The organism is Mesorhizobium sp. LSJC280B00 (assembly GCF_000502835.1).
In the GTDB taxonomy this organism is placed as follows: Bacteria; Pseudomonadota; Alphaproteobacteria; order Rhizobiales; family Rhizobiaceae; genus Mesorhizobium.
The window spans coordinates 218167-241255 of the sequence record NZ_AYVL01000014.1; the positions used below are offsets into that span (position 1 = coordinate 218167).

Sequence of the window (23089 nt, forward strand, 5' to 3'; positions counted from 1 at the left end):
CTAGCCGCTTTTCAGCATATAGCCGGCGCCGCGAACCGTGTGCAGGATCGGCTTGTCGAAGCCCTTCTCGATCTTGCCCCGCAGCCGCGAGATATGAACGTCGATGACGTTGGTCTGCGGATCGAAATGGTAGTCCCAGACATTCTCGAGCAGCATGGTGCGCGTCACCACCTGGCCGGCATGGCGCATCAAATATTCGAGCAGGCGGAACTCGCGGGGCTGAAGCGTTATCTCGCGCCCGGCGCGCCGCACCGAATGCGACAGCCGATCGAGTTCGAGATCGCCGACCCGGTAGACGGTGTCGGCTTCCCTGGCGCTGGCGCGGCGGTTCAGCACCTCGACGCGGGCGAGCAGCTCGGAAAAGGCGTAGGGCTTGGTCAGATAGTCGTCGCCGCCGGCGCGCAGACCGGTGACCCGGTCGTCGACTTCGCCGAGCGCCGACAGGATCAGCACGGGCGTCGTATTGCCTCTGGACCTGAGCCCGGCAATGACGGACAGGCCGTCGCGGCGCGGCATCATGCGATCAACGACCATGACGTCATAGTCGCCGGAATCAGCGAGCGCGAAGCCGGTTTCGCCGTCGCCGGCGACATGGGCGGTATGGCCGGCCTCGGCGAACGCCTTCTGCAGGTAGTCGGCTGCCTCGCGATCGTCTTCTATGACGAGAATCTTCATAGAACCGTTATACGCGATTTCGCTGGAAGATTGAGTGGCCGGCATATGCATCGTGGCCTTCTCCATGGCGTATCGCGAACAAAGTGATTCAGGGATACGCGGTAAGTCTTTGTTTTAGCATGTCGTAGCCTAAAACCGCTTCACGCCTTGAGCGGCATGTTCGAGCGGCAGCGGGCGATGGGAAGCCCGCTGCCGCTGGGGCGGAACACGATGACTGACTAACGTATTCAGGCCCCGTGCTTTCCCGTGCGGCGGCTCGGGGGTGTTGAAAACCGCCGCACCGGAAAAGTCGACCACTAGAGCGCCGCGCGTCCTCTTGGACGCGCAAAGGACGCTCTAGCACCTTGAATCGGCGCATGAGCCTTTCCGAAAACGGAATACGTGTTCGGGGTCATGCGCTCAGCCCTTGGCGACAGGCAGTGCGACGAAGCGGTTGCTGTCGTCGCGGGTGATCTGCATCAGCACCGCTTTGCGGCCGGACTTCACCGCGTCGGCCATCGCCTTGTCGACGTCGCCGGTGCCGTTTACTTCCGCCGAATTGACGGAGGTGATGACGTCGCCGGGCTGGATGCCGCGATCGGCGGCATCGCTGTCGGGGTCGACATCGGTCACCACAAGGCCCTTGCCATTGTCAGACTTGGTGACGGTCAGGCCGAGATCGGCGAGCGTGTCGGTCTTCGGCGCGGGGGCAGGCTGCTGGTCGGCCGAGGCCTGCTTGTCGCTCGACGGCAGCTTGCCGAGATCGACCTTAACCGCCTCGCTCTTGCCGTTGCGCCACACCGTGACATCGACAGATTTGCCGGGCGGGTAAGCGCCAATCAGGCGGGCGAGTTCCTTCGGCGAAGCAACGTCCTTGCCGTCCACCTGGGTGATCACGTCACCGGCGGTGATGCCGGCCTTCTTGCCGGGACCGTTGTCCTGCGCGCTGGCAACGAGCGCGCCCTTGCCGGACCCAAGGCCAAGCGACTCGGCGATTTCGGGGGTGACCGGCTGGATCTCGACACCGAGCCAGCCACGCTGCACGGTGCCGTTCTTCATCAGATCCTGCACGACCTGCTTGGCGGTCGAAGCGGGAATGTCGAAGGCAATGCCGACGCTGCCGCCCGAGGGCGAGAAGATCGCGGTGTTGATGCCGACAACCTGGCCGTTGAGGTTAAAGGTCGGGCCGCCCGAATTGCCGCGGTTCACCGAGGCGTCGATCTGGATGAAGTCGTCATAGGGACCGGCGCCGATATCGCGGCCGCGGGCCGAAACGATGCCTGCGGTAACCGTGCCGCCGAGGCCGAACGGATTGCCGACAGCCACCACCCAGTCGCCGACGCGAACCTTGGAATCATCGGCGAAGTCGACATAGGTGAACTTGTTGCCGTCATCGACCTTGAGCACGGCAAGATCGGTGCGCGGATCGGTGCCGATCAGCTTGGCGTCGAGTTCCTTGCCGTCATTGGTCACCACGGTGAAGGCGGTGCCCTCCTCGACGACATGGTTGTTGGTGACGAGATAGCCGTCATCGGAGATGAAGAAACCGGACCCTTGCGCCACCGGCCGCGGCTGGTCGTTGTTGCGGTCACGGTGTCCAAAACGGCGCATTCCGTTCGGGCCCTGATCGCCGCCTTGATCGCCAAAGCCGCGGAATTCGCGGAAGAACCGGCGCAGCTGCGGGTTGTCCGGAAGATTGCCTAAGCCGTCCTCGTCGTCCATCTGGCCGGAACCGTCATCGGCCGTCGACTGGATCTTGGCCTTGACGCGCACGCTGACGACCGCCGGCGAAACGCGCTCGACCACATCGGCGAAGCTCGGGACCTGCGGTGCCTCGACACGCACGGCGTCGGCCAGCACCGGGGCTGTCCCGGTGGCAACAGCACCAAAGCCGATCGCGCCGGCAATGGCCAGGGATGCGGCTGCGGCCAGAAGGCGTTTGCGGGTGCGTAGATATGAATTGGGGGCAACATTCATGGTTCTCGTATCCTCTTTTCAAGGGACGCCCCTTGATTGGCATCCTCGACAAAGGAAATAGAGAGCCGCACATTACGGCGCCATTTCCGGTACATGAAACTTTCGTAATGTATCGATCAATCGCGGCGGAGCATCTTGTCCAGCGCCGCCTGTTCCTCGGCAGTTAATGCAGCGGTCACCGTCGAACGACGCGAGCGGGCGGCCAGCAGGATGAATGTCCCGCCAACGAGCAGCAGAAGAACTGGCGTCCCCCAGAGCAAAACATTGCGCAGATTGAAGCGTGGCTTCAGCAGCACGAATTCGCCGTAGCGCGAAACGACATAGTCCATCACCTGCCGGTCGGTATCGCCGGCGACCAGGCGCTGGCGCACAAGGATGCGCAGATCGCGGGCGAGGTCGGCATCGGACTCGTCGATCGACTGGTTCTGGCAGACCATGCAGCGCAGGCCTTCCGACAAAGCGCGCGCCCTCGCCTCGAGTGCCGGGTCGGCGAGCACCTCGTCGGGCTTGACCGCCTGCGCGGCGCCGGCGAACAACAGCGCCAGCAGCAGGACCAGCGAGGCCAGCGTGACCCTTTTCATTGCGGGCTCGCCGATGGCACGCCGGCCGCAGCCTTGCGGCGCGACGGTGCGCCGACGCGCAGGCGGCGGTCGAGCAGCGACATCGCCGCGCCCGCCATCATCACCAGTCCGCCGCCCCNGTGCGCCGACGCGCAGGCGGCGGTCGAGCAGCGACATCGCCGCGCCCGCCATCATCACCAGTCCGCCGCCCCAGATCAGCGTCACCAGCGGCTTCCACCACAGACGAACGACCACAGAGCCATCGCTGCCCTCGTCGCCAAGCGAAAGATAGAGCTGGCTGAAGCCGATCGTCCTGATGCCGGATTCGGTTGTGGTCATCTGGCGCACCGGATATGAGCGCTTGGCCGAGGTGATCTCGCCTGCGACGCTACCGTCGGCGCCAAGCAGGGCGAAGCGGCCGCGATCCTCACTGTAGTTAGGCCCCTGGGCCGGGTAGAGCCCCTCGAAGCGCAGCTTGTGGCCGGACAGTTCGACGGTCTCGCCGGCATGCATCGCCAAGATTTTTTCGGTGCCGAAGCAAAGCGTGCCGACAATGCCGAGCGTTGTCAGCCCGAGGCCGAGATGCGCAAGCGCTGTGCCGAAGACCGAGCGCGGCAGGCCGGCGAAGCGCCTGAGCATGGTGGCGGGCGCGACGGTGCCGAAGCCGGATTTGACGGCGAGATCGGTGAGCGCGCCGCAGATCAGCCAGAAGGCAAGGCCGACACCGAGTGCCGCCAACACCGAAGCGCCATCGATGAACAGGGCCGTCACCAGCACGGCGAGCAGCGCCGCCGCGAAAGCCGCCATCAGGCGCTGGGCGACCGCGAAAATGTCACCGCGCTTCCAGGCGAGCAGCGGCCCGAACGGCACGACGACCAAGAGCGGCACCATCAGCGGGCCGAAGGTCAGGTTGAAGAACGGCGCGCCGACCGAAATCTTGTCGGCAGACAGGGCTTCGACGACGAGCGGGTAGAGCGTGCCGACCAGCACGGTGGCGGTGGCGGTGGTCAGGAACAGATTGTTCAGGACCAGCGCGCCTTCGCGCGAGATCGGGTGAAACAGGCCGCCGGCCGTCAGCCGGGAGGCGCGCAAGGCAAACAGCGCCAGCGAGCCGCCGATGAACAGCGTCAGGATGCAGAGGATGAACACGCCACGCGTCGGATCGGTGGCGAATGCGTGCACCGAGGTCAGCACGCCGGAACGCACCAGGAAGGTGCCGAGCAGCGACAGTGAGAAGGTCAGGATCGCCAGAAGCAGCGTCCAGATCTTCAGCGCCGAGCGCTTTTCCATGACGATCGCCGAATGCAGCAGCGCCGTGCCCGCCAGCCACGGCATGAAGGATGCGTTCTCGACCGGATCCCAGAACCAGAAGCCGCCCCAGCCGAGCTCGTAATAGGCCCAGTAGGAGCCCATGGCGATGCCGCCGGTGAGGAACATCCAGGCAACCAATGTCCACGGCCTTACCCAGCGCGCCCACGAAGCGTCAATGCGGCCCTCGATGAGGGCAGCGACAGAGAAGGAAAAGCAGATCGAGAAACCGACATAGCCGAGATAAAGCAGCGGCGGATGGATGGCGAGGCCGAGGTCCTGCAGGATCGGGTTGAGATCGCGGCCCTCGATAGGCGCCGGATTGAGCCTGACGAACGGGTTCGACGTCGTCAGGATGAACAGGAAGAAAGTGGCGCCGATCGCTCCCTGCACGGCAAGCACATTGGCCCGGAGCGTCGCCGGAAGATTGCCGCCGAAGACGGCGACGAGCGCGCCGAAGAAGGTCAGGATCAGCACCCAGAGCAGCATCGAACCTTCGTGATTGCCCCAGGTTCCGGTGATCTTGTAGATCAGCGGCTGCAGCGAATGCGAGTTCTCCCAGACGCTCTCAACCGAGAAGTCGGAGCCGGCGTAGGCGGTTGCCAGAGCCACGAAAGACAGCGCCGTCAAGGCAAAGCCGGTCAGCGCGGCCGGTGCGCCGACGGCCATCATCTTGTGGTTGCCGGTGCGCGCACCGAACAGCGGCACCATCGTCTGCACCAGGGCCAGCGCAAACGCCAGGATCAGGGCGAAATGTCCGGTTTCAACCATTGTCACCGCACCCGCTAGTCACTCTTGCTCTCCTGCCATACGCCCTTGGCCTTGAGGCCGTCGGCCACTTCCTTGGGCATATAGGTCTCGTCATGCTTGGCCAGCACGCTGTCGGCGACAAAGATTCCGTCAGGGCCAAACGAGCCTTCGGTGATCACGCCCTGTCCTTCCCGGAAGAGGTCGGGAAGAATGCCGGTATAGGTGACCTTGACGTCCTTCTGGTTGTCGGTCACCGAAAAGGCGACGGTGGCGCCTTGGCTACGCTCGACCGTGCCTTTTTCGACGAGACCGCCGAGCCTGATGCGCTGGCCCGGCTGAAGGCTGGCGGTGGCCAGATCGGCCGGCATGTAGAAATAGGAGGCCTTCTGGCCAAGCGCATAGAAGGTCAGCCCCGTGGCAACACCGAGAAACCCCAGCCCCGCTGCGATCACCGACAGTCGTTTCTGCTTGCGCGTCATCGCCTACTCCGTCGCCGTCACGCCAAGCGAGGCGGCAAAGGCGGTGAATTTCCTGGCCTGGTCGCTGTCCGCGCCAAAGACGGCGATACCGCGATTGAGCGCGTCACGCGCCTGATCTGTCTTGCCCAGCACGGCATAGGAACGAACGAGCTGCATCCACCCTTCCTCGTCGCGCGGATTTTGCCGAAGCTTTTCGTCGAGGCCGGCAACCATGGTGCTGATCATGGCTTGCCGGTCCTGCGGCGACATCGAGGAAGCAGCATCGATATCCTCGGCGGTCGGCCCTTTCGCGGGCGCCTCCGAAGCGACGCTGCGGGCGGCGGATTCGGCCAGCGCCTGCTCGGCGGCGCCGCGCCACGGCGAGCCCTGCGGCAAGGCGGCAAGCATCTTTTGCCAGGCCGCCGTGGCTTCAGCTATGCGGCCTTCCTGTGCCATGCCCATGGCGAGATAGAACGAGGCCTTCGGATTGGCCGGATCGAACTTCAACGCCGCCTCGAAAGCCGCCTGCGCTTCGGCGGAGACAATGCCGCCGGCCGCATTGGCGATCGCCTCGCCAAGACCCGCCTGGCGGGCGGCGCTGTCGCCGTCGAGGCGGATGGCGTTGCGATAGGCGGTCACCGCATCGGCGTATCGCTGCATGCGCAGATAGACCGGCGCCAGCACGTCCCAGCCGCGGCCATCGGATGGGTTGGCCGCCAGGTGCGCCTCGGCGCGGGCTATCAGCTCGTCGACCGAGCTGTCGGCGGGGTTCTTGGCCAGGCGTTCGCTGAGCGGCTGCGACGGCAGGTCGGGTGAGCCGAGCTGGCCATAGAGGCCCCAGCTGACCAGCGGAACCAGCAGCACGGCCGCCGTCGCCACCAGCCTTGTCGACCGCGACGGCTGCGTCGCCGTGTCGTCGGCGTGGCCGGCATTGCTCAGGCGAAGGATGCGGCGGGCGATTTCGGCGCGTGCCTCTTCGGCCTCCATTGGCTGGATCAGGCCACGCGCCATATCGCGGTCAAGCTCGGCCAGCTGGTCGCGATAGACTTCAAGGTCGTGATCGCCGGCAGCGGACGCGTTCTTCGATCCGCCGGCCAACGGCAGCAGCACCGCCAGGCTTGCGCCCAGCGTCAGGATTGCGGCTATGACCCAGAACAGCATGGCTCTTCCAATAGAACGAGACCCTTGCCCTGCCAACACAAGCGTGCTGCGACGCTTTGGCGGGGCCGCTCCGATCGATAATGCATGTCGCGCAAAAGTGTGCAGCGGTTTTGCGATAACGACCATGCATCAAAACAAGAACCTAAAGCGCGTCGCATGAGGCCGGTCGAACGCGACGCGCTTTAGTGCCGGACCGGAATCGGCGGATCGACGGCCGGCCAGCTACGTCAGCGGCGTCCAGCTGCCGTCGGCATTGCGGCACGCGGTTCCGCGCGCGGTGGCGCCGGCGGTGCCGGTAAACACCGTATGGGTGTATTGCCGGCAGTCCTGCGAGCCGACGCGATAGGGCTGGGCGGCGACCACTTCGCCGCGATGGGCCGAACTGTCGCTCTTCCAAGCCACTTTCTGGCCGCTCGCCGTGTATTCAAGCGCCTTGTATTCCGCCTCGAGCGCGCTGCGCTTCTCGGTCTCGCTCAGGCCGGCGCCGATAGAGCCGCCGACGAGGCCGCCGCCCATGGCGGAGATGATCGTCGTCGCCACCTTGGCGCCGCTGGGGGGCGTCGCGGCCGGCGTCACCGTAACGGCCGGGCCCTTGCCGAGCGTTGTGCAGCCGGAGACGGCGAGCAGGGCGGAAACGAGCGCGACGCGAATCTTCATGCCAATACCGGCTTTCTTGAGCTGGACCGCCGCGCTGTCAGCAGCTGGCGCGGCCATAATGTCGATGTTTGTCGGAAATTTGGCCGCAGCCGGCCACCTGGAAAAGCAATCTGGAAAAGCATTACTGAAGGCTCCGCAATCGAACCATCGCCTTCAATCCACCCATGACGGATCGTTCCAGCGCCAGAGAGCCTCCATACTCGTTGACAAGGTCGGCGACAATGGCAAGTCCGAGCCCGCTGCCCGGTTTTGTCTCGTCGAGACGCCGGCCGCGCTGCAACACCTCGCGCGCCTTGTCGTCGGGAATGCCGGGGCCGTCATCCTCGATGCTGATCTCGAACAGGTTGGCTGCGCCTTCCGTGCCAGCGCCACCCTTGCTGGAGATTGGCTTGACCGAAACGGCGACCGCGCTCCTTGCCCATTTCATCGCATTGTCGAACAGATTGCCGAGCAGCTCCTCCAGGTCCTCGCGTTCGCCGGCAAAGACGATGTCGGTGGCCGGCAGTGAGAGCGACAGCGCCGTCTGCGGGTTGAGCTTCTGCAGCACCCGAACCATGCGCTGGACCAGCGGCGCCACCGGCGTACGGTAGACGACGCTGTCGCGCTGCGCGGCGACGCGGGCACGTTGCAGATAATGGTCCACTTGCTTTTGCATGGAAGCGGCCTGCTCGGCGATCAGCTGACCCTTGGCGCCACCCAGCGCCCGTCCCTCGTTGAGCAGCACGGCAAGCGGCGTCTTCAGCGAGTGAGCCAGGTTGCCGACCTGCGTGCGCGACCGCTCGACGATACGCCTGTTGTTCTCGATCAGCGCATTGGTCTCGTTGGCGAGCGGCTCGATCTCGGCCGGGAAACGGCCGTCTAGGCGCTGCGCGGTTCCTTCGCGCACCATGGCAAGCGCATTCCTGACCCGGCGCAGCGGCTGCAGGCCGAGCAGGATGGCAATCGCATTGATGGCGATCATGCCGACGCCGAACAGCGACAGATAGGTCAAAAGGCGCCGCTGGAAGGTGGCGATTTCCTGCTCGAGCTCGGTCTGGTTGCCCATGACGCGGAAGCGCGCGGCGCGGTTTTTCGCATCGAGCACGAACTCGCTCTCGAACACCTCCAACTGCTCGCCTTCGATGCCGTCCGCTGAATAGCTGCGCTGGAAGCTGGCATTGAAGGGCACCTCGGCAACGCTTGGCGACGGGATCGCCTTGGTCATCGACGACGAATGGAGATCGCCGTGCACGCCTTCCGAGGCAGGCTCGACCGACCAGTACCAGCCGGAATTCGGTTCCGAGAACCTCAAATCACCAAGGTCGGGGGCGCCGGTCAATTGGCCGCTTTCAGAAACGCCGACCGAGCCGATCAGGTTGAACAGATGCGCCGAAAGCAGGCTGTCGAAACCGCGCTCGCTGGCCTGGCGATAGAGCGTGGTGATCAAGGTGAAGATGACGACCAGAGTGAGGATCGCCCAGACCGTGGAAAAGGCGATGACGCGAAACGCCACCGAACGCGGCCATGACCGCAGCGACGGCGTGTTCGAGACGGCGGGTTTTGTAGGCAGCGGTTCCGCGTTACGCCTCCGGCTTACGCATGCGGTAGCCCATGCCGCGAACAGTTTCGATCATGTCGATGCCCATCTTCTTGCGAAGCCGTCCGACAAAGACCTCGATGGTGTTGGAATCGCGGTCGAAATCCTGGTCGTAGAGATGCTCGACCAGCTCGGTCCGGGACACCACCTCGCCCATGTGGTGCATCAAATAGGCAAGCAAGCGGAATTCGTGCGAGGTCAGCTTCAGCGGCACGCCGTCGACGTCGGCCTTGGAGGCCTTGGTGTCGAGGCGGAGCAGCCCGCAGGTCAGTTCGGACGAAGCGTGCCCGGCAGCACGCCGGATCAAGGCCCGCACCCTGGCCAGGATTTCCTCGATGTGGAAGGGTTTGGTGACGTAGTCGTCGGCGCCGGCGTCGATGCCGGCAACCTTGTCGCTCCAGCGGTCGCGTGCCGTCAGGATCAGCACCGGCATCTTGCGGCCGCCGCGCCGCCAGCGCTCGACCACGCTGATGCCGTCCATCTGCGGCAGGCCGATATCGAGCACCGCGGCATCATAGGGCTCGGTGTCGCCGAGAAAGTGCCCTTCCTCGCCGTCGAAAGCGCGGTCGACGACATAGCCGGCATCGACCAGCGCATCGCCGATCTGCCGGTTGAGATCCTTGTCATCTTCGACGACGAGTACGCGCATGCGGAAGGCCTGTTGAAGCTGTTCAGATATAGGCCGATTCCGGCAGACTGGGAAACGGCACGGTTCAGTTCAGCGGAACGACGATCTCCGAGCGACGAGGACGCTGCCCGTCCTTGCCCGGAACGAGCACGACGATGACGCAGACCGGCTGGCCGCCGCGTGTCGACTGCGAGGCCTTGGCCAAGGTGCCGCCATTCTGCTCGGCCACCTGCTGGCCGATCGCGTAGCAGTCGGAGGCGGCGAGGACGACCGGCTGCGGCTGCTCGGGCACGACAACGGGGATCGCCATCGCTTGCGACGCAAGCAGACCGGCGGCTGCGAGCGCCAGTGCCGCGGTCCGGAAGTGGGGGCGAAGGATCTTCATGGTCAGCGTTCTAACGCGCCGGTGCTGAACGTGATATGAACGGTGAACGCTCGAATGCATGCCCGCCACACCCCTGAAGCGCGAGATTACCGGATTGCCATTTCGCCGCCCGGCTCCGCGAAATCGCCAATGTTTAACCTAGCCCTCCAATCCTTCGCCGACAACCGGCATCATCTGGCGGGCAGGACCATTTGGGAGGACGAAGCATCCGGCCCAAGACAACCGATGGCAGTTCAGGCGAACCGAACCTGAAACAAAAAACCCGCCTCTGCGGCGGGTCGCTGGCGTCATCAGCACCATAGGGAAATTAGTAGCATAGCTGCCGGCACAAAGCAAGAACAAAATTGCCCGATTTGCAAAAAGTGCCCGGTGGTCAGCCCTCGTCCTTGATCACGGCGCGGAAGCGCAGCAGCCCGTGATGGGCCGAAAGGTCCTCGTCGTAGCGGGCTTCGGCGAATTCGAGCTTGAGGTAGGCGCGGCGATGTTCGCCGAGCGAGAGAGCCGTATCGCGCAGGCGGGTGCTAACAAGGTCCATGATGTCATTGGTTTCCTTGCTGGCCTCTGATTTCGACCAGACATGCAACGTCAGCAACTGTTCTGCGTCGTTCTCCATCCCCGTTGCCCAATCGTAGACGCTGGTGCGGCCGAAGGTCATGTGGGGGAACGCAACATTTTCCGGCGCATGGTCGAACAATCTTGCATCGCCCAGTGCCGCCGACAGGTGGGGATCGCCGTTCACTGCCTCGAATATGGCCCTCTGCAATTCGACGGCCGGCGCGGTCATCGTCTTTCCCTTCGCCCGTCGCGTCGACCTCCCGGCTGCGTAGCTGCGTTGCATGAAGGCATCCCGGCAAAGCGCGAATCAGCGCGTCTCATGCGGATTATGAACCTTCATGATCTCGGCAATAAGCCCTGCTCCTGGGATGCGCGACGCCGCGGCAGACGAAGCGGATGCGTTTGCTTCCTAGCTGCGGCTGGGATTGTGAAATGTCAGGCTCATGATTTCGCCTGCGTCGATGCGGATACGGCCTGCTTGAGTGCCCGCGACGCCCGCTTCTTCTTCGGCGCGACCGGATTCAGAGCCGCCGCCGCGCGGTCCGCCTCTTCCTTGGCCAGTCGCAATTCCCTCAGCCTTGCCGTCTTGATGGTCCTGGCCTTCGCCTCCGAGAGATATTCGGCAGTTGCTTTGTTCCGCTCCGCCGTCTTCTTTTGATTTTCCATGAAGCGAGCCTCAGATTTTCCCATGATGTTCTGATTGCCTTGGGCCATCGGTAAAATCTCCTTGCAGCTAAAGTCGAAAACGTGAATTTCACTGTAAGATAGGTGTTTCACAGCGGAAATTCAATTCTCAGGCATTTGGCATGACCCAACTGTGGTGAGAGACCTGGCAGAAATAATACCTGTTAATATTATCGCGGATCGCAAGATTCTCTGGCGCTCCCGCAAATCGAGTATCCAGCGAGTCTTCCGAGAGGACCAACGCCGGACGATACGGTGCGACCCGCAAAGAGCGGGACAAGCGTCCCGTGTGACGACTGCCAATCCTCGGCACCTCGCGCAAGCGGCTGCACCATGCCCCTACTGGGTTTCGCCGCTGATCACCTCGGCATGGTCCTTGATGATGGTAGAAACGAAGCGGATGACGGCGCGCACCGGCGCCTCCGCCCCGATTTCACGGCGATAGACAAGCGACACCGGATGACTGCCGAGAATGTCGGGGGCAAGGCGCACCATCCGCGGTTCAGCTTCGGCCAACATGCAGGGCATTACCGCCAGACCGGCGCCACTCAGAGCCGCCGCCAACATTTCCGTCATTTCGGCAACGCGAAGGACAATTGTCGCGCCGGCGCCGTGCGCCTCAACCCATTTGGCGCCGGGGACGCCGGCAAGGCTTGCGTGAAATCCAATGATCTCGTGTCCGGCCAACTGGCGAGGGTCGATGGGCATTGGGTGACGGTCGAGATAGCGCTGGGACGCATAGATCGACCAGCCCGCAACACAAAGCTTCTGCGCGATCAAATCGTCTGCGGCGACGGTGCCGATCCTGACCGCAAGGTCGGCCTCGCCGTGCTGCAGGTCCACTGGCCTGCTGCCGCTCGTCAGTTCCAGGTTGATATCTGGGTGGGCCTTATGGAACCCGGCCATACGCTCGGCAAAAAGGGGGCTGAAGCCCGACGGCAGTGCCAGCCGAACGCTATTCTTGCCCGAACGTACAAGCGCCGTCAGTGCTTGCATGGTACGTTCAAGGTCATCACCGAGCGGCAGCAATGTCTGGCCAAGCGGCGTGATCTCGATGCCTTGCCGCGTTCGCACGACAAGCGAAACCCCGAGTGCCGCCTCAAGAGCAGCAAGGCGCCGGCTGATCGTCGTGTGACGCACGCCGAGCACGCGCGCTGCTCCCGACAACGTTCCCGCGCGGGCGGCAGCGAGAAAGTAGCGCAAATCGTTCCAGTCCGGTTCGCCGGTCTTTGTCACGAACCTAGTCTAGATCAATTCCTCGCCGCGCACCTGTGCAGTTTTGCACAAGCATGCCCGGAAATTGCAAATCGCCTGAATTTGACGTCCGCGCGAGAATAGGCCTGATCCAATTCAGGGAAACGATCGATGGATATCGAAGGTTTGCGAACGATGGTGGCGCGGCACGCGACGTCGGCCAATGCGTTGGTGGCGCTCGGTTTGGCGATGGAGGCGCGTATTTCCGGCACGCCACTCGAGGGCAGTGTGGCCCGGCGCATAGGGGCCGTGCTTGCCGAACTCGGCGCCTCCGACGTCGTGGCAAGTGCTGGCGTCATCGAACTTACGCCGGTGCTGGCCAGCATCCGGGTCGACCTGCTTTCAGGTGGCAAGCTGCTGTCGCGCTCCTCCGAAAGCGTCGAGGCCCTGGAAGCCCGTTTACGCCAGGCCTTCGGCGACGTTTCATCTGGCTTCCCGGCGTTGCTGAAGCGGCTGATCGCGCCACAACTGGCCGGTTTGCCGGAGAGGCTCGCCGCACCGGGCGCAGCCTTCCTGGATATCGGCGTCGGCGTCGGCGCCCTGTCGGTGTCGATGCTGCGGCAATGGCCCGGCCTGAAGGCCGTCGGTGTCGATCCCCTGCCTGAAGCTATCGCGCAGGCCGATGCCAACTTCAGGGCAGCCGGGCTCGAACATCGCATCGAACTGCGCACCGGGCTGGGCCAGGATATCGCGGACACGGACGCGTTCGACCTTGTTTTCGTACCAAGCGCCTTCATCCCCGAGCCGGATGTCAGGGCCATCGTCAAGCGCAGCCACGCCGCGTTGCGGCCCGGCGGCTGGCTGCTGCTGGCAATGGTCAATCCTGGACCGGGTGCACTGGGAGACGCCCTCGCCCGCTTCCGCACCACGATGTGGGGCGGCACGGTCTTTGAAAAAGGCGCAGCCCAGGACCTAGTCGATCAGAGCGGCTATGCCGATTGCCGGTTGCTGCCCGGCCCGACCGGGGCGCCGGTCGCCTTCGTCGCCGGGCGTAAGCCGGGCTAACGGTTTCCAGGAGCGGACAATGAAACTGCTGATCTTTGGTGCTTCCGGTGCGACGGGTCGTGTGCTTGTCTCGGCGGCGCTGGCAAAGGGCCATGCGGTGACCGCGTTCGTTCGCACGCCGGGCAAGCTTGCCATCAGCCACGAAAATATGAGGATGATCGTCGGAAATGTCGCCGATCGGCAGGCGGTCGAACGCGCCATTGTCGGGCATGATGCGGTTTTCAGCTGTCTTGGGGTGGGCGCCCCGCTGAAACGCGATCCGGCCGTCGTTGCCGGCATCGGCTTCATCGTCGCGGCCATGCAGCAGGCCGGCCCCGAACGGCTCATCTATCTGTCATTCCTGGGGGTTCGCGACAGCCGGTGGCAACTAGGCCCTCTGTTGGGCAACATCATTGTACCATTGGTGCTGCGCCATGAGGTGGCGGACCACGAGGTGAAAGAACGCCTGATCGCGAGTCCAGACTCGACTGGACCATCGTGCGGCCGCCCAAGCTGAGCAATGGAGCGGCACGGGTGAATTTCGCCACGGCAAAGGCATCCGGTCGGCGTCGCTGCTGCCGACACTGGCGCGGGCCGACGTAGCGGCCTTCATGCTCGCCCAGCTCGACGACACCGCCTACTCGCGCAGGGCAGCCAACATTCTGCGCTGACGCCTCGCGGGAGCCGTCCTCCCCTCGACGAACCGCCGGCTATATCTTCATCGCCCCTATCTTCATCGCCCCTATCTTCATCGCCCCTATCTTCATCGCCCTTGTAGGCAGCACCAAAATGGACGAATAGTCTTGAAAGGCGCGCCGCCGTGAAATTGCCGGCATGCGGTTTCTCAGTTGGCGGCATCGCCGCAGCCGGATCCTGGAATGGCCAGTCCTTTGGAACCACGCAAGAGAAGAGGTCCGATCGCCGCAAGGCTGCTGGCGGTGGATGCGTGGATCGATTCCTCTGTTTACGAAATCGGCTTCAGGGCGCGCCAGTTCTGGGAAGCGGCTACCATCTTCTCGCGGCGTTTCCGCGTCGGCGGCTGGCGCCGCAGCCTGATCGAACTGTTGAGTGAAGGCTTTACGCTCGGTGCCGGCGGCATCGTCGTCCTTTTGGCGCTGGCCTTGCCGGCCTTCCAGATAACCGCCGGCGACTGGCGCACGCAAGGCGACTTCGCCGTCACCTTCCTCGACCGCTACGGCAACGAGATCGGCCAGCGCGGCATCATCCAGCGCGATTCGGTGCCGGTCGACGAGATGCCCGACCATGTCATCAAGGCGGTGCTGGCCACCGAGGACCGGCGTTTCTTCGACCATTACGGCATCGATGTGCTCGGCCTGTCGCGGGCGATATTCGAGAATGTGCGGGCAAATTCCGTCGTCCAGGGTGGCTCGAGCATCACCCAGCAACTGGCCAAGAACCTGTTCCTGACCAATGAGCGGACGTTCGAGCGCAAGATCAAGGAAGCCTTCCTGTCGCTGTGGCTCGAAGCCAATCTGTCGAAGAAGGAAATCCTGCAGCTTTACCTCGACCGCGCCTATATGGGCGGCGGCACCTTCGGCATCGAGGCGGCAGCCGATTTCTATTTCGGCAAGAGCGTCAAGGACCTGAACCTTGCCGAGGCGGCGATGCTGGCCGGCCTGTTCAAGGCGCCGACCAAATATGCGCCGCACATAAACCTGCCCGCCGCCCGGGCGCGGGCCAACGTGGTGCTGTCCAATCTGGTCGATTCCGGCTTCATGACCGAAGGTCAGGTGCTGCAGGCAAGGCTGCACCCGGCCGAAATCGTCGACCGCGGCGAGCAGAAGAGCCCCGACTATTACCTCGACTGGGCCTTCGACGAGGTCAAGAAGATCGCCGCCAAAGGCGGCCCGCACTCGCTTGTCGCCCACACCACCTTCGATGCCAACATTCAGAAGGCGGCCGAAGAATCGATGGAGTTCCACCTCCGCCAGTTCGGCAAGGAATACAACGTCACCGAGGGCGCCATCGTCGTCATCGAGACCAATGGCGCGGTCAGGGCGATCGTCGGCGGCCGCGACTACGGCGCCAGCCAGTTCAACCGCGCCACCAAAGCGCTTCGCCAGACCGGCTCCTCGTTCAAGCCCTATGTCTATGCGACGGCGATGGAGCATGGCTTCACGCCGGATTCGGTGGTTTCCGGCGGACCCATCTCCTGGGGCAGCTGGTCGCCCCACAATTACAATGGCGGGTCGGCCGGCAACGTCACGCTGATCACGGCGATGGCCAAATCGATCAATACGGTGCCGGTGCGGCTGGCCAAGGATTATCTCGGCATCAAGCCGATCAAGGCGATGGCCGAGGCGATGGGCGTCGAGTCGCCGCTTGAATCGCACAAGACCATGGTGCTCGGCACGTCGGGCATGACCGTGATGGACCAGGCGACGGGTTACAGCGTGTTTGCCCAGAACGGCCTTGCCGGAACCCGGCACGGCGTCAGCCAACTCTTTACCCGTACCGGCGAGGTGGTCTACGACTTCGCCAAGGATGCGCCGCCGCCGCACCGGGTGCTGTCGGAGCAGGCGCTCAAATACATGAACACCATGCTGGCGGCGGTGCCGGTGATCGGCACGGCCCGGCGCGCGGCCCTTCCAAACATCGTCGTCGCCGGCAAGACCGGCACGACCCAGTCCTACCGCGATGCCTGGTTTGTCGGCTTTACCGGCAACTACACGGCCGCCGTCTGGCTCGGCAATGACGACTTCACCGCGACCAACAAGATGACCGGCGGCACGCTGCCGGCTATGGTGTGGCAGCGGCTGATGCTCTATGCGCACCAGCACATCGATCTCAAGCCGATCCCTGGCCTCGATCACCCCTTCGTCGATGCCGAAATCGCCGCCAAGGCCGAGGAAGCGGAAAAGAAGAACGCCGAACAGGCAGCTGCCGATGCCGCCGCCGAGCGTCCGCCGGTGCTGTCCAGCCGGACCACCCAGACCCTGAAGGAACTGACCAGGCTGTTCCAGGCGGCACCCGTGCTCGATGCGCCCGCTGCGCCGGAGACCCTGTCGGCGCTGTGACGGCCAATTGCGCGGGGCCGCTTGCCACAAGGCCGTGCGCCGCGATATCCCCGAGGGGCAATCTTTCAGTCCCGGCCTTCGGTTCCCTTGCCTCCTCATGCTCAAGAACGCCTTCCTGACACTGCTTTCGCTTGCCATCGCCGTCGTCGGCGGTGGCGGCAGCGTCTGGTATGCACTGAAGCTGCAGGACGGCGTCGGCGCCATCAGGATCGGCCAATGGACCGCCTTCCCCGATATCGGCACGCCGACGGCAGATCCCTATTCGAAGGCCCGCGTGGCTCGCGAAGGCGTGCTGGCGCTCGGACAGGCGGAAGGACTGTCCTTCATAGCCGAGCGCGATTCCGGCGGCGAACAGCTCAAGCGGCAATGTGCCTACAAGATTGCGGGCGGCTTTCCCACCGCCCGGTTCTGGACGCTTTATGCCGCCGACCAGTCGCTTGGCGTGGTCGAGACCGGCAAGCCGAGGCCGGCTGCGCTGCAGTCCTATCAAGTGCTGCGCCAGGCCGACAATTCGGTGGTCATTTCCGTCGGCAGCCGCCCTACGCCCGGCAACTGGCTGCTGACCAGCGGCGCCGGTAACATGTACTTGGTGCTTACGTTCTACGACACGCCGATCGCCAGCAGCACCGGTCTCTCGGACGTCACGCTGCCGCAGATCCAGAAGGTCGGCTGCAATGCGTAGCCTGCTGCATGCCGTGCTGCTCGGCCTGCTCGGCGCCGGCATCGTGCACATCATCGTGCTGGTGCTCGTCCCCGAGTTTTCCGAACGCGACGCCTGGTCGCGATTGGCCATGGCTTCGGATCTCTACAAGATGACCCGGCTCGACGCGGAAGCCGGCGGCGCGCCGGTGGTGAAATCGGTCGATCCGCTGTTTTATGCGGCGGCATGCCGCTTCGATCTTGCCGAGGGGATGGTGCGGGTCAAGGCGCCGGGAAAGGTGCCGTTCTGGTCGATATCGGTCTATGACCGCGGCGGCCACAACATCTACTCGTTCAACGACCACAGCGCGACCGCAGGCGTGCTCGACACCGTTGTACTGACGCCGGCCCAGATGATCGAGGTCCGCAAGGATCTTCCCGAGGAACTGCAAGGGGCGATCTTCGTCGAGGCGCCGATAGAGGAAGGCGTATTCGTCATCCGTTCGTTCGTGCCCGACGACAGCTGGAAGCCGATCGTCTCGCGGTTTCTCGAACAGAGTTCCTGCGAACTGCAGGATTTTTAAGCCGGTTCCGATGCTCAGTGATGCGGTACCGGCAATGTTCCCGAAGGTCCCGGCTTGTCGGGGCCGGCCGGCCGCGTTTCGCCCGTCAGCGGCCGCTGCTCGTAGCGCACCCCGGGAAAGATGATCACTGCCGCCGGCGCGGCTTGTTGTGCTCGATTGGTTGCCGCCGTTCGCGGCACGAAAGACAGTACCATGCCCATGGTTCGCGTATTCCTCTCGGTTGCCCCGGAGCACAACGCAACGCCTCCATAGTCGATTAAGAAGGCAGTAGGTTAACGGAGCGCTAACGGATCGCCGCTAAATTGATCTTTGTTCTTGGGAAACGCGAAACCGGTACAGCCCGGCAGAGCGCTGTCCAGATCGTGTCGAGTGTCGGGCGTATCCTTCGTGTCAGCTTCGGATTTCAGGCAAATCGCAGCAGGAGCTGAATCGGGAAAGGCCGAAAGGCTGTTTCGCGCCGCGGTATCGGCGTTCTGCTCGCTCACCCGCCCTTCGCGCCGAGAGATCGCGCAGCTCGAAGACCTGACGCTGCCGCTTTTCGAGAATGTCTCGGTCGAATCGCGCCGCTACGTCGCGGCAGCCCTTTCCGAATGCGAATATGCACCCGCCGCGCTGGTGCGGCGGCTTTGCCAGGAGCGGGTCGACATCGCCGCTCCGCTGCTCATCCGCTCGCGCGCCCTCAGCGACGTCGACCTGATCGCGCTGATCGGACGTCACGGCCTGCCGCATGCCCGTGCCATTGCCCGCCGCAAGGATCTCAATCAAACGATCGCGGATCTCATCAAAGTGCTCGAAAGGCCGACGCTGGTGCGGTCGCAGCAGCAGCCGGAAACAACCGCCAAAGCCGCGTCCGAAAACGCCGAAGTGGTTGCGGGCGAGGTCAACAGGCAAGAGGCTTCCGATGCCGCTGAAACTGTACGCCGCCGGTTGCGATCCATGATGCGCGCCGAGAGCGGCGCCGCCATCAGTCCGTTCGTCGAGCCACAAACCTATGTCAAGCTGCGCGAGACCGCGCTGACCGGCAATGCGGCATTCTTCCAGACAGCGCTCGCCGATGCGCTCGAAGTCGATTTTTCAACGGCGCGGACGCTCACCGCGAGCCACAATTACACACCGCTGCTGGCCGCCTTGCGCGCGCTCGACCTTAGTGAAGACAAGGCGTTCCTGATCACGGCGGCCATCTATCCGACCGAGTTTCCGCACCCGCAGGCGATCCGCATCTTCCTCGACCGCTACCGCCTGCTGCACCGCGACGCGGCGTTGGACAGGCTCCGCGGCTGGAAGGCCGACACCGTGTCGAAAATCGTTCGCAAGCCCGGGCGCGTCGCCGCAAATGCCGACCTGCGCAAGCCGAACAGCGCCGACATAGCCGCCACCCCAAAGGCGCGTCGCGTCTGAAGGGCTTGCCGTTAAGACGCCTTGACCGAGATAAGCTCCTCGACGGGAATGGCGCCCGCCTCGATCTCGACCACCCAGATATCCGAATCGAATCTCTTCTCGCGCTCCAGCCGCGCGTCGAAGATGGCGGCATCGTCGCCTTCGCCAAGCAGGCTGAAAAAACGGTCGTCCGGCCTGGCTGAATCGTAACTCGTCTGCGGCGCCGGCCCGAACAGCGCTATCTCCCCCAGCCTGCCCCGCGCCAGCACGAAAACCGCGCCGGCTTCCGTCGCGCCGCGCTTGACCACGGCGGCAAAGCCGCCGGCGCTGAAAACCCGGCGCAACAGCGCCGACACCCACAGATCGGTGGTTACCCGCATGGCGCGACCCTGCACGATTTCGGTTTTGTGGCGTCGAGATTGTCACTTATTCGCGAGCAACGGTTGGCTATCATAGCGAGTCCCCGGAATGCGACGATCTACCCAAGATCTAACAAATCTTGTTAGCCCCTGTGAAAAAATGCTATAGCGTCCGGTATGAAAGCCCAACCCATGCGCACTCTTACTGTGTCGCTTACGCCCAAGCAGGCCGCCCGTCTACAAGACGCTGTGAACAGCGGAGACTATGCTTCCAACAGTGAAATTGTCAGGGAAGCACTACGTCTATGGGAGCAGCGCGAGGAATTCCGCACTCTTGAACTGGAACGTCTCAAAAGGGCGTATGACGAAGGGATGGCAAGCGGCGAGGGCCAGCACGTGGATCGCACGGCTTTCTTACGCGCTCTGAAAGCCGAACGCGCAGCCCGTGGCTGAATACCGGCTCACCCCCCGAGCTTCTCAGGATTTGCGAGATATTTGGCACCACATTGCCATCGATAACGAGAAGGCGGCTGACAAGCTGATCGGACGCATTTTCGACAGGCTGGAATTGGTTTGCGAGCACGCCAAAATGGGCGCAGCTCGACCGGAATTGAGCGCCACCGCCCGCATTCTGGTCGAGGGACGCTACATCGTGATTTATGAGCCTATGCCCTACGGCGTGTTAGCCGTGGCGATAGTCCACGGAATGCGTGACCCGGAGCAATGGCTTAAATAGACCGGGAGACTGGGTTTCGACCCTCAGTTGGTCAAGCCGATCTCGCGCATCTTGACGTAGACGNGGCTTAAATAGACCGGGAGACTGGGTTTCGACCCTCAGTTGGTCAAGCCGATCTCGCGCATCTTGACGTAGACGATCTCGTCGGGCTCGCCGGTCTCCGGCAGGCCGAACAGTGCCTGGAATTCCTTGATCGCGGCCTTGGTGCGCGCGCCGACGACGCCATCCAATTGCATGTCGTCATTGCCGAACGCTTTCAGTCCGGCCTGGATCTTGACGATGCGGGGATCCGGCGCCACCGCATTTGCCGGTGCGGACGCTGGAATGGCGGCTGGAACAGCGGCCGTTTCGACCGGCCGCGGCACGGGATGCGGAACCACGGCTGCGGTCGTCGGCGTGGCACCCAGTTGATCCAGCAGGACGCTGTCGATCTCGCCGGAGGCATTCAATCCGACCTTCTGCTGATAGGCCTGGATGGCCTTGCGCGTATTCGGTCCGGGAATCCCGTCCACGGTGCCGGAATAGAAATCGAGATCCTTCAAAATGCCCTGGACCTGTTCGACGACCGGGTCGCTCTTGATCGGCGCAGCGGCCGGACGCACGATATTGATGGTGGTTTCGGGCTCGTCGCTGTCCGCCCGGGGAAAGCGCTCGATACTCCTGGTGGCGAAAAACGCGCCGGCATGCGGAAAGGGCTGGTACCAAAGCGCGTTCGCCGAGACGTAGAACAGCGTCACCAGGAACGCGGTGGAGCCGCCGACCACAACAGGATTGCGCGAGATCAGGCTGCCCAGCGCCATCGCTCCGTGCTCGAAGGCATTGCCGCGGCGTTTGACCGCCTTAGGCTGTTTTGCGGAGCGACCCATTGCTCTCCCCTTTGCCACCGTCCGCCTTGGCTTTGACCGCGGACATCGGCACCACGCCGGTCTTCTCCGCCGAGCGGCTCGTCGGGCCGCTCACGGGAAGGCTGATCGTCACCGTGGTGCCCTCGCCCGGCATGCTTTCGATCGACATGGTGCCCTCGTGCAGCGCCACCAGCCCCTTCACCAGCGAGAGCCCGAGGCCTGTGCCTTCGAAACGGCGGGTATAGTCGTTCTGGATCTGCATGAACGGCTTGCCGAGATTGACGAAGTCTTCCTCGGCGATGCCGATGCCAGTATCCCGGACCCAGAAATGCAGCCGCGAGCCGATGCGCTTGGCGCCGATGACGACATTGCCGCCTTCGGGCGTGAACTTGATCGCGTTAGAGACGAGATTGATCAGGATCTGCTGCACGGCGCGACGGTCGGCATTTATTTCGCCTGCGTCCGGCGCGATCTGGGCCTGCAGATCGATGGCCTTTGCCTCGGCTTGCAGGCGCATCATCGATTGGCACATCTCGACCGCTTCGCGGAAGCGGAACGGTTCCGGTTCGGTCGCGTAGGCGCCCGATTCGATCCGCGATACGTCGAGTATCGAGGTGACGACGGCGAGCAGGTGCTGGCCCGAATCCCTGACCAGCCCGACATATTCCTTCTGGCGCGGATCCTTGAAGCTGCCGAACATCTCGTGCAGCAACATGTCGGAAAAGCCGATGATGGCATTGAGCGGGGTGCGCAACTCATGGCTGACGACGGCAAGGAAGCGTCCTTTCGCCACCTCGGCGGAGGCAGCCGCCTCATTGGCGGCGGCAAGCTCCTGGCGCAGTCCGGCCAGTTCGTCGTTCTCGCGCAGAAGAAGCGTAAAGACAGTCTCCTGCCCCGGCGCGCGCATCATCTCGAGCGAGAACGGCCGGTAATTGTCGGCCGTCACGCCACTGCTCTGCGGCAGCCGGACGCGAAGGTCGAGCCGGCGCGACAGGGCGCCATCGCGCATATCGGCCAGCGCACTGAGATACGGGACGCGGTCGGACAGATGGATGCGATCGAAAAGTCCGGTGCCGAAAAGCAGCTCCGGCGGCAGCCGCAGCATAGTGCGTGCCTTAGCCGAGACGTCCAGAACCTCGCCATGCGCCGCGATTCGCAGCACGACGGCGTCGATGAGGTCTTCGAGCCGGTGGCTGCCGGCCGGATCGAGCTGTGCGTTGGCGGCGCCGCGAAGCGGAGCGATACGCGGAATGAGCGTGAGCGCCCAGGCCAGTGGTACCAGCCAGTGCCATGCGGCGATTTCGGTCTGGTCGAGCGGCAAGACGGAACCGGCTAAAGGCTGCAGCAAGACTGCGACAAAGGCCGATGTGGCGCCCCAGATCACGGCACGGCGCGACTGGCCGATCCACCACGCTTCAAACGGCAGCGCCACCGCGAGCAAGGCAACCGGCGAGGCCACACCGCCGGCGGCAGCGATAAGGGCACCGAGGGCAACGCTGCCGACGACCAAGGCGAGTTGGCCGGCCAGGGTCATCTTGCCCGATGCAGCCACCAGCAGGGCGGCGAACCAGCAAAGGCCGAACGCCGCAAAGATGGCAGCCACGGTCACGGCCGCGCCCATGCCCGACGTGACCAGCGTCACCGCTGCACCCGCGCTGAAGAAAGGAGCCGCCAGCATGGCGCCAATGAACCGACTGTGGCGGCGACGATCGCTCTGGCCGAGCACGGACGGATGAACCATCCGTTCGCAACCGGCGGCTATCGCGCCCGGCAACTCGGCGTATCTGGCCTTGATCGCACTCAACTCAACGCACCCGGTCGTGAACGGCCCTGCTTTGCAGGCGGCTTTTGTCGATTCCGAAACTCGCATCCAGCGTTTAAGGAATGGATAAGGCTGGGCCGATCGTCCCCCGGCAGGCT

At 63.8% G+C, this 23089-nt stretch carries 24 protein-coding genes and 1 pseudogene; 8 read left to right on the plus strand and 17 right to left on the minus strand.

The genetic code is table 11. The features are described from left to right. From X773_RS59385 to X773_RS59435, 13 genes and pseudogenes are all read right to left on the minus strand, one after another. Complete coding sequence (locus X773_RS59385; RefSeq protein ID WP_023677818.1) at positions 1 to 675, minus strand: response regulator transcription factor; 675 nt, start codon at positions 673 to 675, stop codon at positions 1 to 3. A 399-nt stretch (positions 676 to 1074) separates the two neighbouring features. After that, positions 1075 to 2631 (minus strand): Do family serine endopeptidase, encoded by a 1557-nt coding sequence (locus tag X773_RS59390; protein WP_023677819.1) that lies wholly within the window; start codon positions 2629 to 2631, stop codon positions 1075 to 1077. 116 nt (positions 2632 to 2747) lie between these two features. Then, the gene (locus X773_RS78160; protein ID WP_084641257.1) at positions 2748 to 3212 is read right to left on the minus strand and encodes a cytochrome c-type biogenesis protein; all 465 of its coding nucleotides are present in this window, start codon (positions 3210 to 3212) and stop codon (positions 2748 to 2750) included. A 120-nt stretch (positions 3213 to 3332) separates the two neighbouring features. Further along, positions 3333 to 5270, minus strand: a pseudogene (locus tag X773_RS0138215) (heme lyase CcmF/NrfE family subunit); the annotation flags it as partial. Between the two features lie 14 nt (positions 5271 to 5284). Beyond that, entirely contained in the window at positions 5285 to 5728 is a 444-nt protein-coding gene (gene ccmE / locus X773_RS59395) for a cytochrome c maturation protein CcmE (protein WP_023677821.1), read from the minus strand. 3 nt (positions 5729 to 5731) lie between these two features. Further along, positions 5732 to 6868: a c-type cytochrome biogenesis protein CcmI gene (gene ccmI, locus X773_RS59400; protein ID WP_023677822.1), complete on the minus strand. Its 1137-nt coding sequence runs from the start codon at positions 6866 to 6868 to the stop codon at positions 5732 to 5734. Between the two features lie 222 nt (positions 6869 to 7090). Next, positions 7091 to 7525, minus strand: a complete 435-nt coding sequence (locus tag X773_RS59405; RefSeq protein WP_023677823.1) for a hypothetical protein — start codon at positions 7523 to 7525, stop codon at positions 7091 to 7093. A gap of 121 nt (positions 7526 to 7646) precedes the next feature. Further along, positions 7647 to 9074 carry an ATP-binding protein gene (locus X773_RS59410; protein ID WP_051406157.1) on the minus strand — a complete coding sequence of 476 codons (1428 nt, stop codon included), beginning with the start codon at positions 9072 to 9074 and terminating at the stop codon, positions 7647 to 7649. Positions 9075 to 9084: 10 nt separating this feature from the next. Then, a complete protein-coding gene (locus X773_RS59415; protein ID WP_023677825.1) occupies positions 9085 to 9750 on the minus strand; it encodes a response regulator transcription factor in 666 nt (221 codons plus the stop codon). Positions 9751 to 9814: 64 nt separating this feature from the next. Further along, positions 9815 to 10114, minus strand: coding sequence for a hypothetical protein (locus tag X773_RS59420; protein ID WP_023677826.1), 300 nt, complete (start codon positions 10112 to 10114; stop codon positions 9815 to 9817). Between the two features lie 373 nt (positions 10115 to 10487). Further along, the gene (locus X773_RS59425; protein ID WP_023677827.1) at positions 10488 to 10898 is read right to left on the minus strand and encodes a DUF3168 domain-containing protein; all 411 of its coding nucleotides are present in this window, start codon (positions 10896 to 10898) and stop codon (positions 10488 to 10490) included. A gap of 212 nt (positions 10899 to 11110) precedes the next feature. Continuing rightward, entirely contained in the window at positions 11111 to 11383 is a 273-nt protein-coding gene (locus X773_RS59430; RefSeq protein ID WP_023677828.1) for a hypothetical protein, read from the minus strand. Positions 11384 to 11692: 309 nt separating this feature from the next. After that, a complete protein-coding gene (locus X773_RS59435) occupies positions 11693 to 12589 on the minus strand; it encodes a LysR family transcriptional regulator (RefSeq protein ID WP_023677829.1) in 897 nt (298 codons plus the stop codon). Between the two features lie 129 nt (positions 12590 to 12718). On the opposite strand from X773_RS59435, the gene X773_RS73710 reads away from it, so the two are divergent. From X773_RS73710 to X773_RS59460, 5 genes are all read left to right on the plus strand, one after another. Next, the gene (locus X773_RS73710; protein ID WP_023677830.1) at positions 12719 to 13612 is read left to right on the plus strand and encodes a methyltransferase domain-containing protein; all 894 of its coding nucleotides are present in this window, start codon (positions 12719 to 12721) and stop codon (positions 13610 to 13612) included. Between the two features lie 19 nt (positions 13613 to 13631). Then, the gene (locus X773_RS59445; RefSeq protein WP_051406158.1) at positions 13632 to 14108 is read left to right on the plus strand and encodes an NAD(P)H-binding protein; all 477 of its coding nucleotides are present in this window, start codon (positions 13632 to 13634) and stop codon (positions 14106 to 14108) included. A 361-nt stretch (positions 14109 to 14469) separates the two neighbouring features. Next, complete coding sequence (locus X773_RS59450) at positions 14470 to 16629, plus strand: penicillin-binding protein 1A (protein ID WP_023677832.1); 2160 nt, start codon at positions 14470 to 14472, stop codon at positions 16627 to 16629. Between the two features lie 97 nt (positions 16630 to 16726). Beyond that, positions 16727 to 17311 carry a DUF1214 domain-containing protein gene (locus tag X773_RS59455; RefSeq protein ID WP_023677833.1) on the plus strand — a complete coding sequence of 195 codons (585 nt, stop codon included), beginning with the start codon at positions 16727 to 16729 and terminating at the stop codon, positions 17309 to 17311. After that, positions 17304 to 17852: a DUF1254 domain-containing protein gene (locus X773_RS59460; protein WP_023677834.1), complete on the plus strand. Its 549-nt coding sequence runs from the start codon at positions 17304 to 17306 to the stop codon at positions 17850 to 17852. Before X773_RS59455 ends, X773_RS59460 begins: the two co-directional genes overlap by 8 nt. Before the next feature lie 14 nt (positions 17853 to 17866). Here X773_RS59460 and X773_RS59465 read toward each other — a convergent pair whose 3' ends face one another. Further along, complete coding sequence (locus X773_RS59465) at positions 17867 to 18052, minus strand: hypothetical protein (RefSeq protein ID WP_023677835.1); 186 nt, start codon at positions 18050 to 18052, stop codon at positions 17867 to 17869. A gap of 187 nt (positions 18053 to 18239) precedes the next feature. On the opposite strand from X773_RS59465, the gene X773_RS59470 reads away from it, so the two are divergent. Next, positions 18240 to 19250 carry a DUF2336 domain-containing protein gene (locus X773_RS59470; RefSeq protein WP_023677836.1) on the plus strand — a complete coding sequence of 337 codons (1011 nt, stop codon included), beginning with the start codon at positions 18240 to 18242 and terminating at the stop codon, positions 19248 to 19250. 11 nt (positions 19251 to 19261) lie between these two features. On the opposite strand, the gene X773_RS59475 is transcribed toward X773_RS59470, so the two are convergent. Further along, positions 19262 to 19609: a DUF1491 family protein gene (locus X773_RS59475; protein ID WP_023677837.1), complete on the minus strand. Its 348-nt coding sequence runs from the start codon at positions 19607 to 19609 to the stop codon at positions 19262 to 19264. A gap of 171 nt (positions 19610 to 19780) precedes the next feature. Between X773_RS59475 and X773_RS59480 the strand changes: the two genes are divergently transcribed. Then, complete coding sequence (locus tag X773_RS59480) at positions 19781 to 20041, plus strand: type II toxin-antitoxin system ParD family antitoxin (protein WP_023677838.1); 261 nt, start codon at positions 19781 to 19783, stop codon at positions 20039 to 20041. Beyond that, positions 20034 to 20324 (plus strand): type II toxin-antitoxin system RelE/ParE family toxin, encoded by a 291-nt coding sequence (locus X773_RS59485; protein ID WP_023677839.1) that lies wholly within the window; start codon positions 20034 to 20036, stop codon positions 20322 to 20324. The genes X773_RS59480 and X773_RS59485 overlap by 8 nt, the downstream gene beginning before the upstream one ends. Before the next feature lie 98 nt (positions 20325 to 20422). Here the strand turns inward: X773_RS59485 and X773_RS59490 are convergent, their stop codons facing one another. After that, the gene (locus X773_RS59490; RefSeq protein WP_023677840.1) at positions 20423 to 21190 is read right to left on the minus strand and encodes a peptidoglycan-binding protein; all 768 of its coding nucleotides are present in this window, start codon (positions 21188 to 21190) and stop codon (positions 20423 to 20425) included. Continuing rightward, positions 21165 to 22910 carry a PAS domain-containing sensor histidine kinase gene (locus tag X773_RS59495; RefSeq protein ID WP_023677841.1) on the minus strand — a complete coding sequence of 582 codons (1746 nt, stop codon included), beginning with the start codon at positions 22908 to 22910 and terminating at the stop codon, positions 21165 to 21167. Before X773_RS59495 ends, X773_RS59490 begins: the two co-directional genes overlap by 26 nt. Positions 22911 to 23089: the final 179 nt, after the last annotated feature.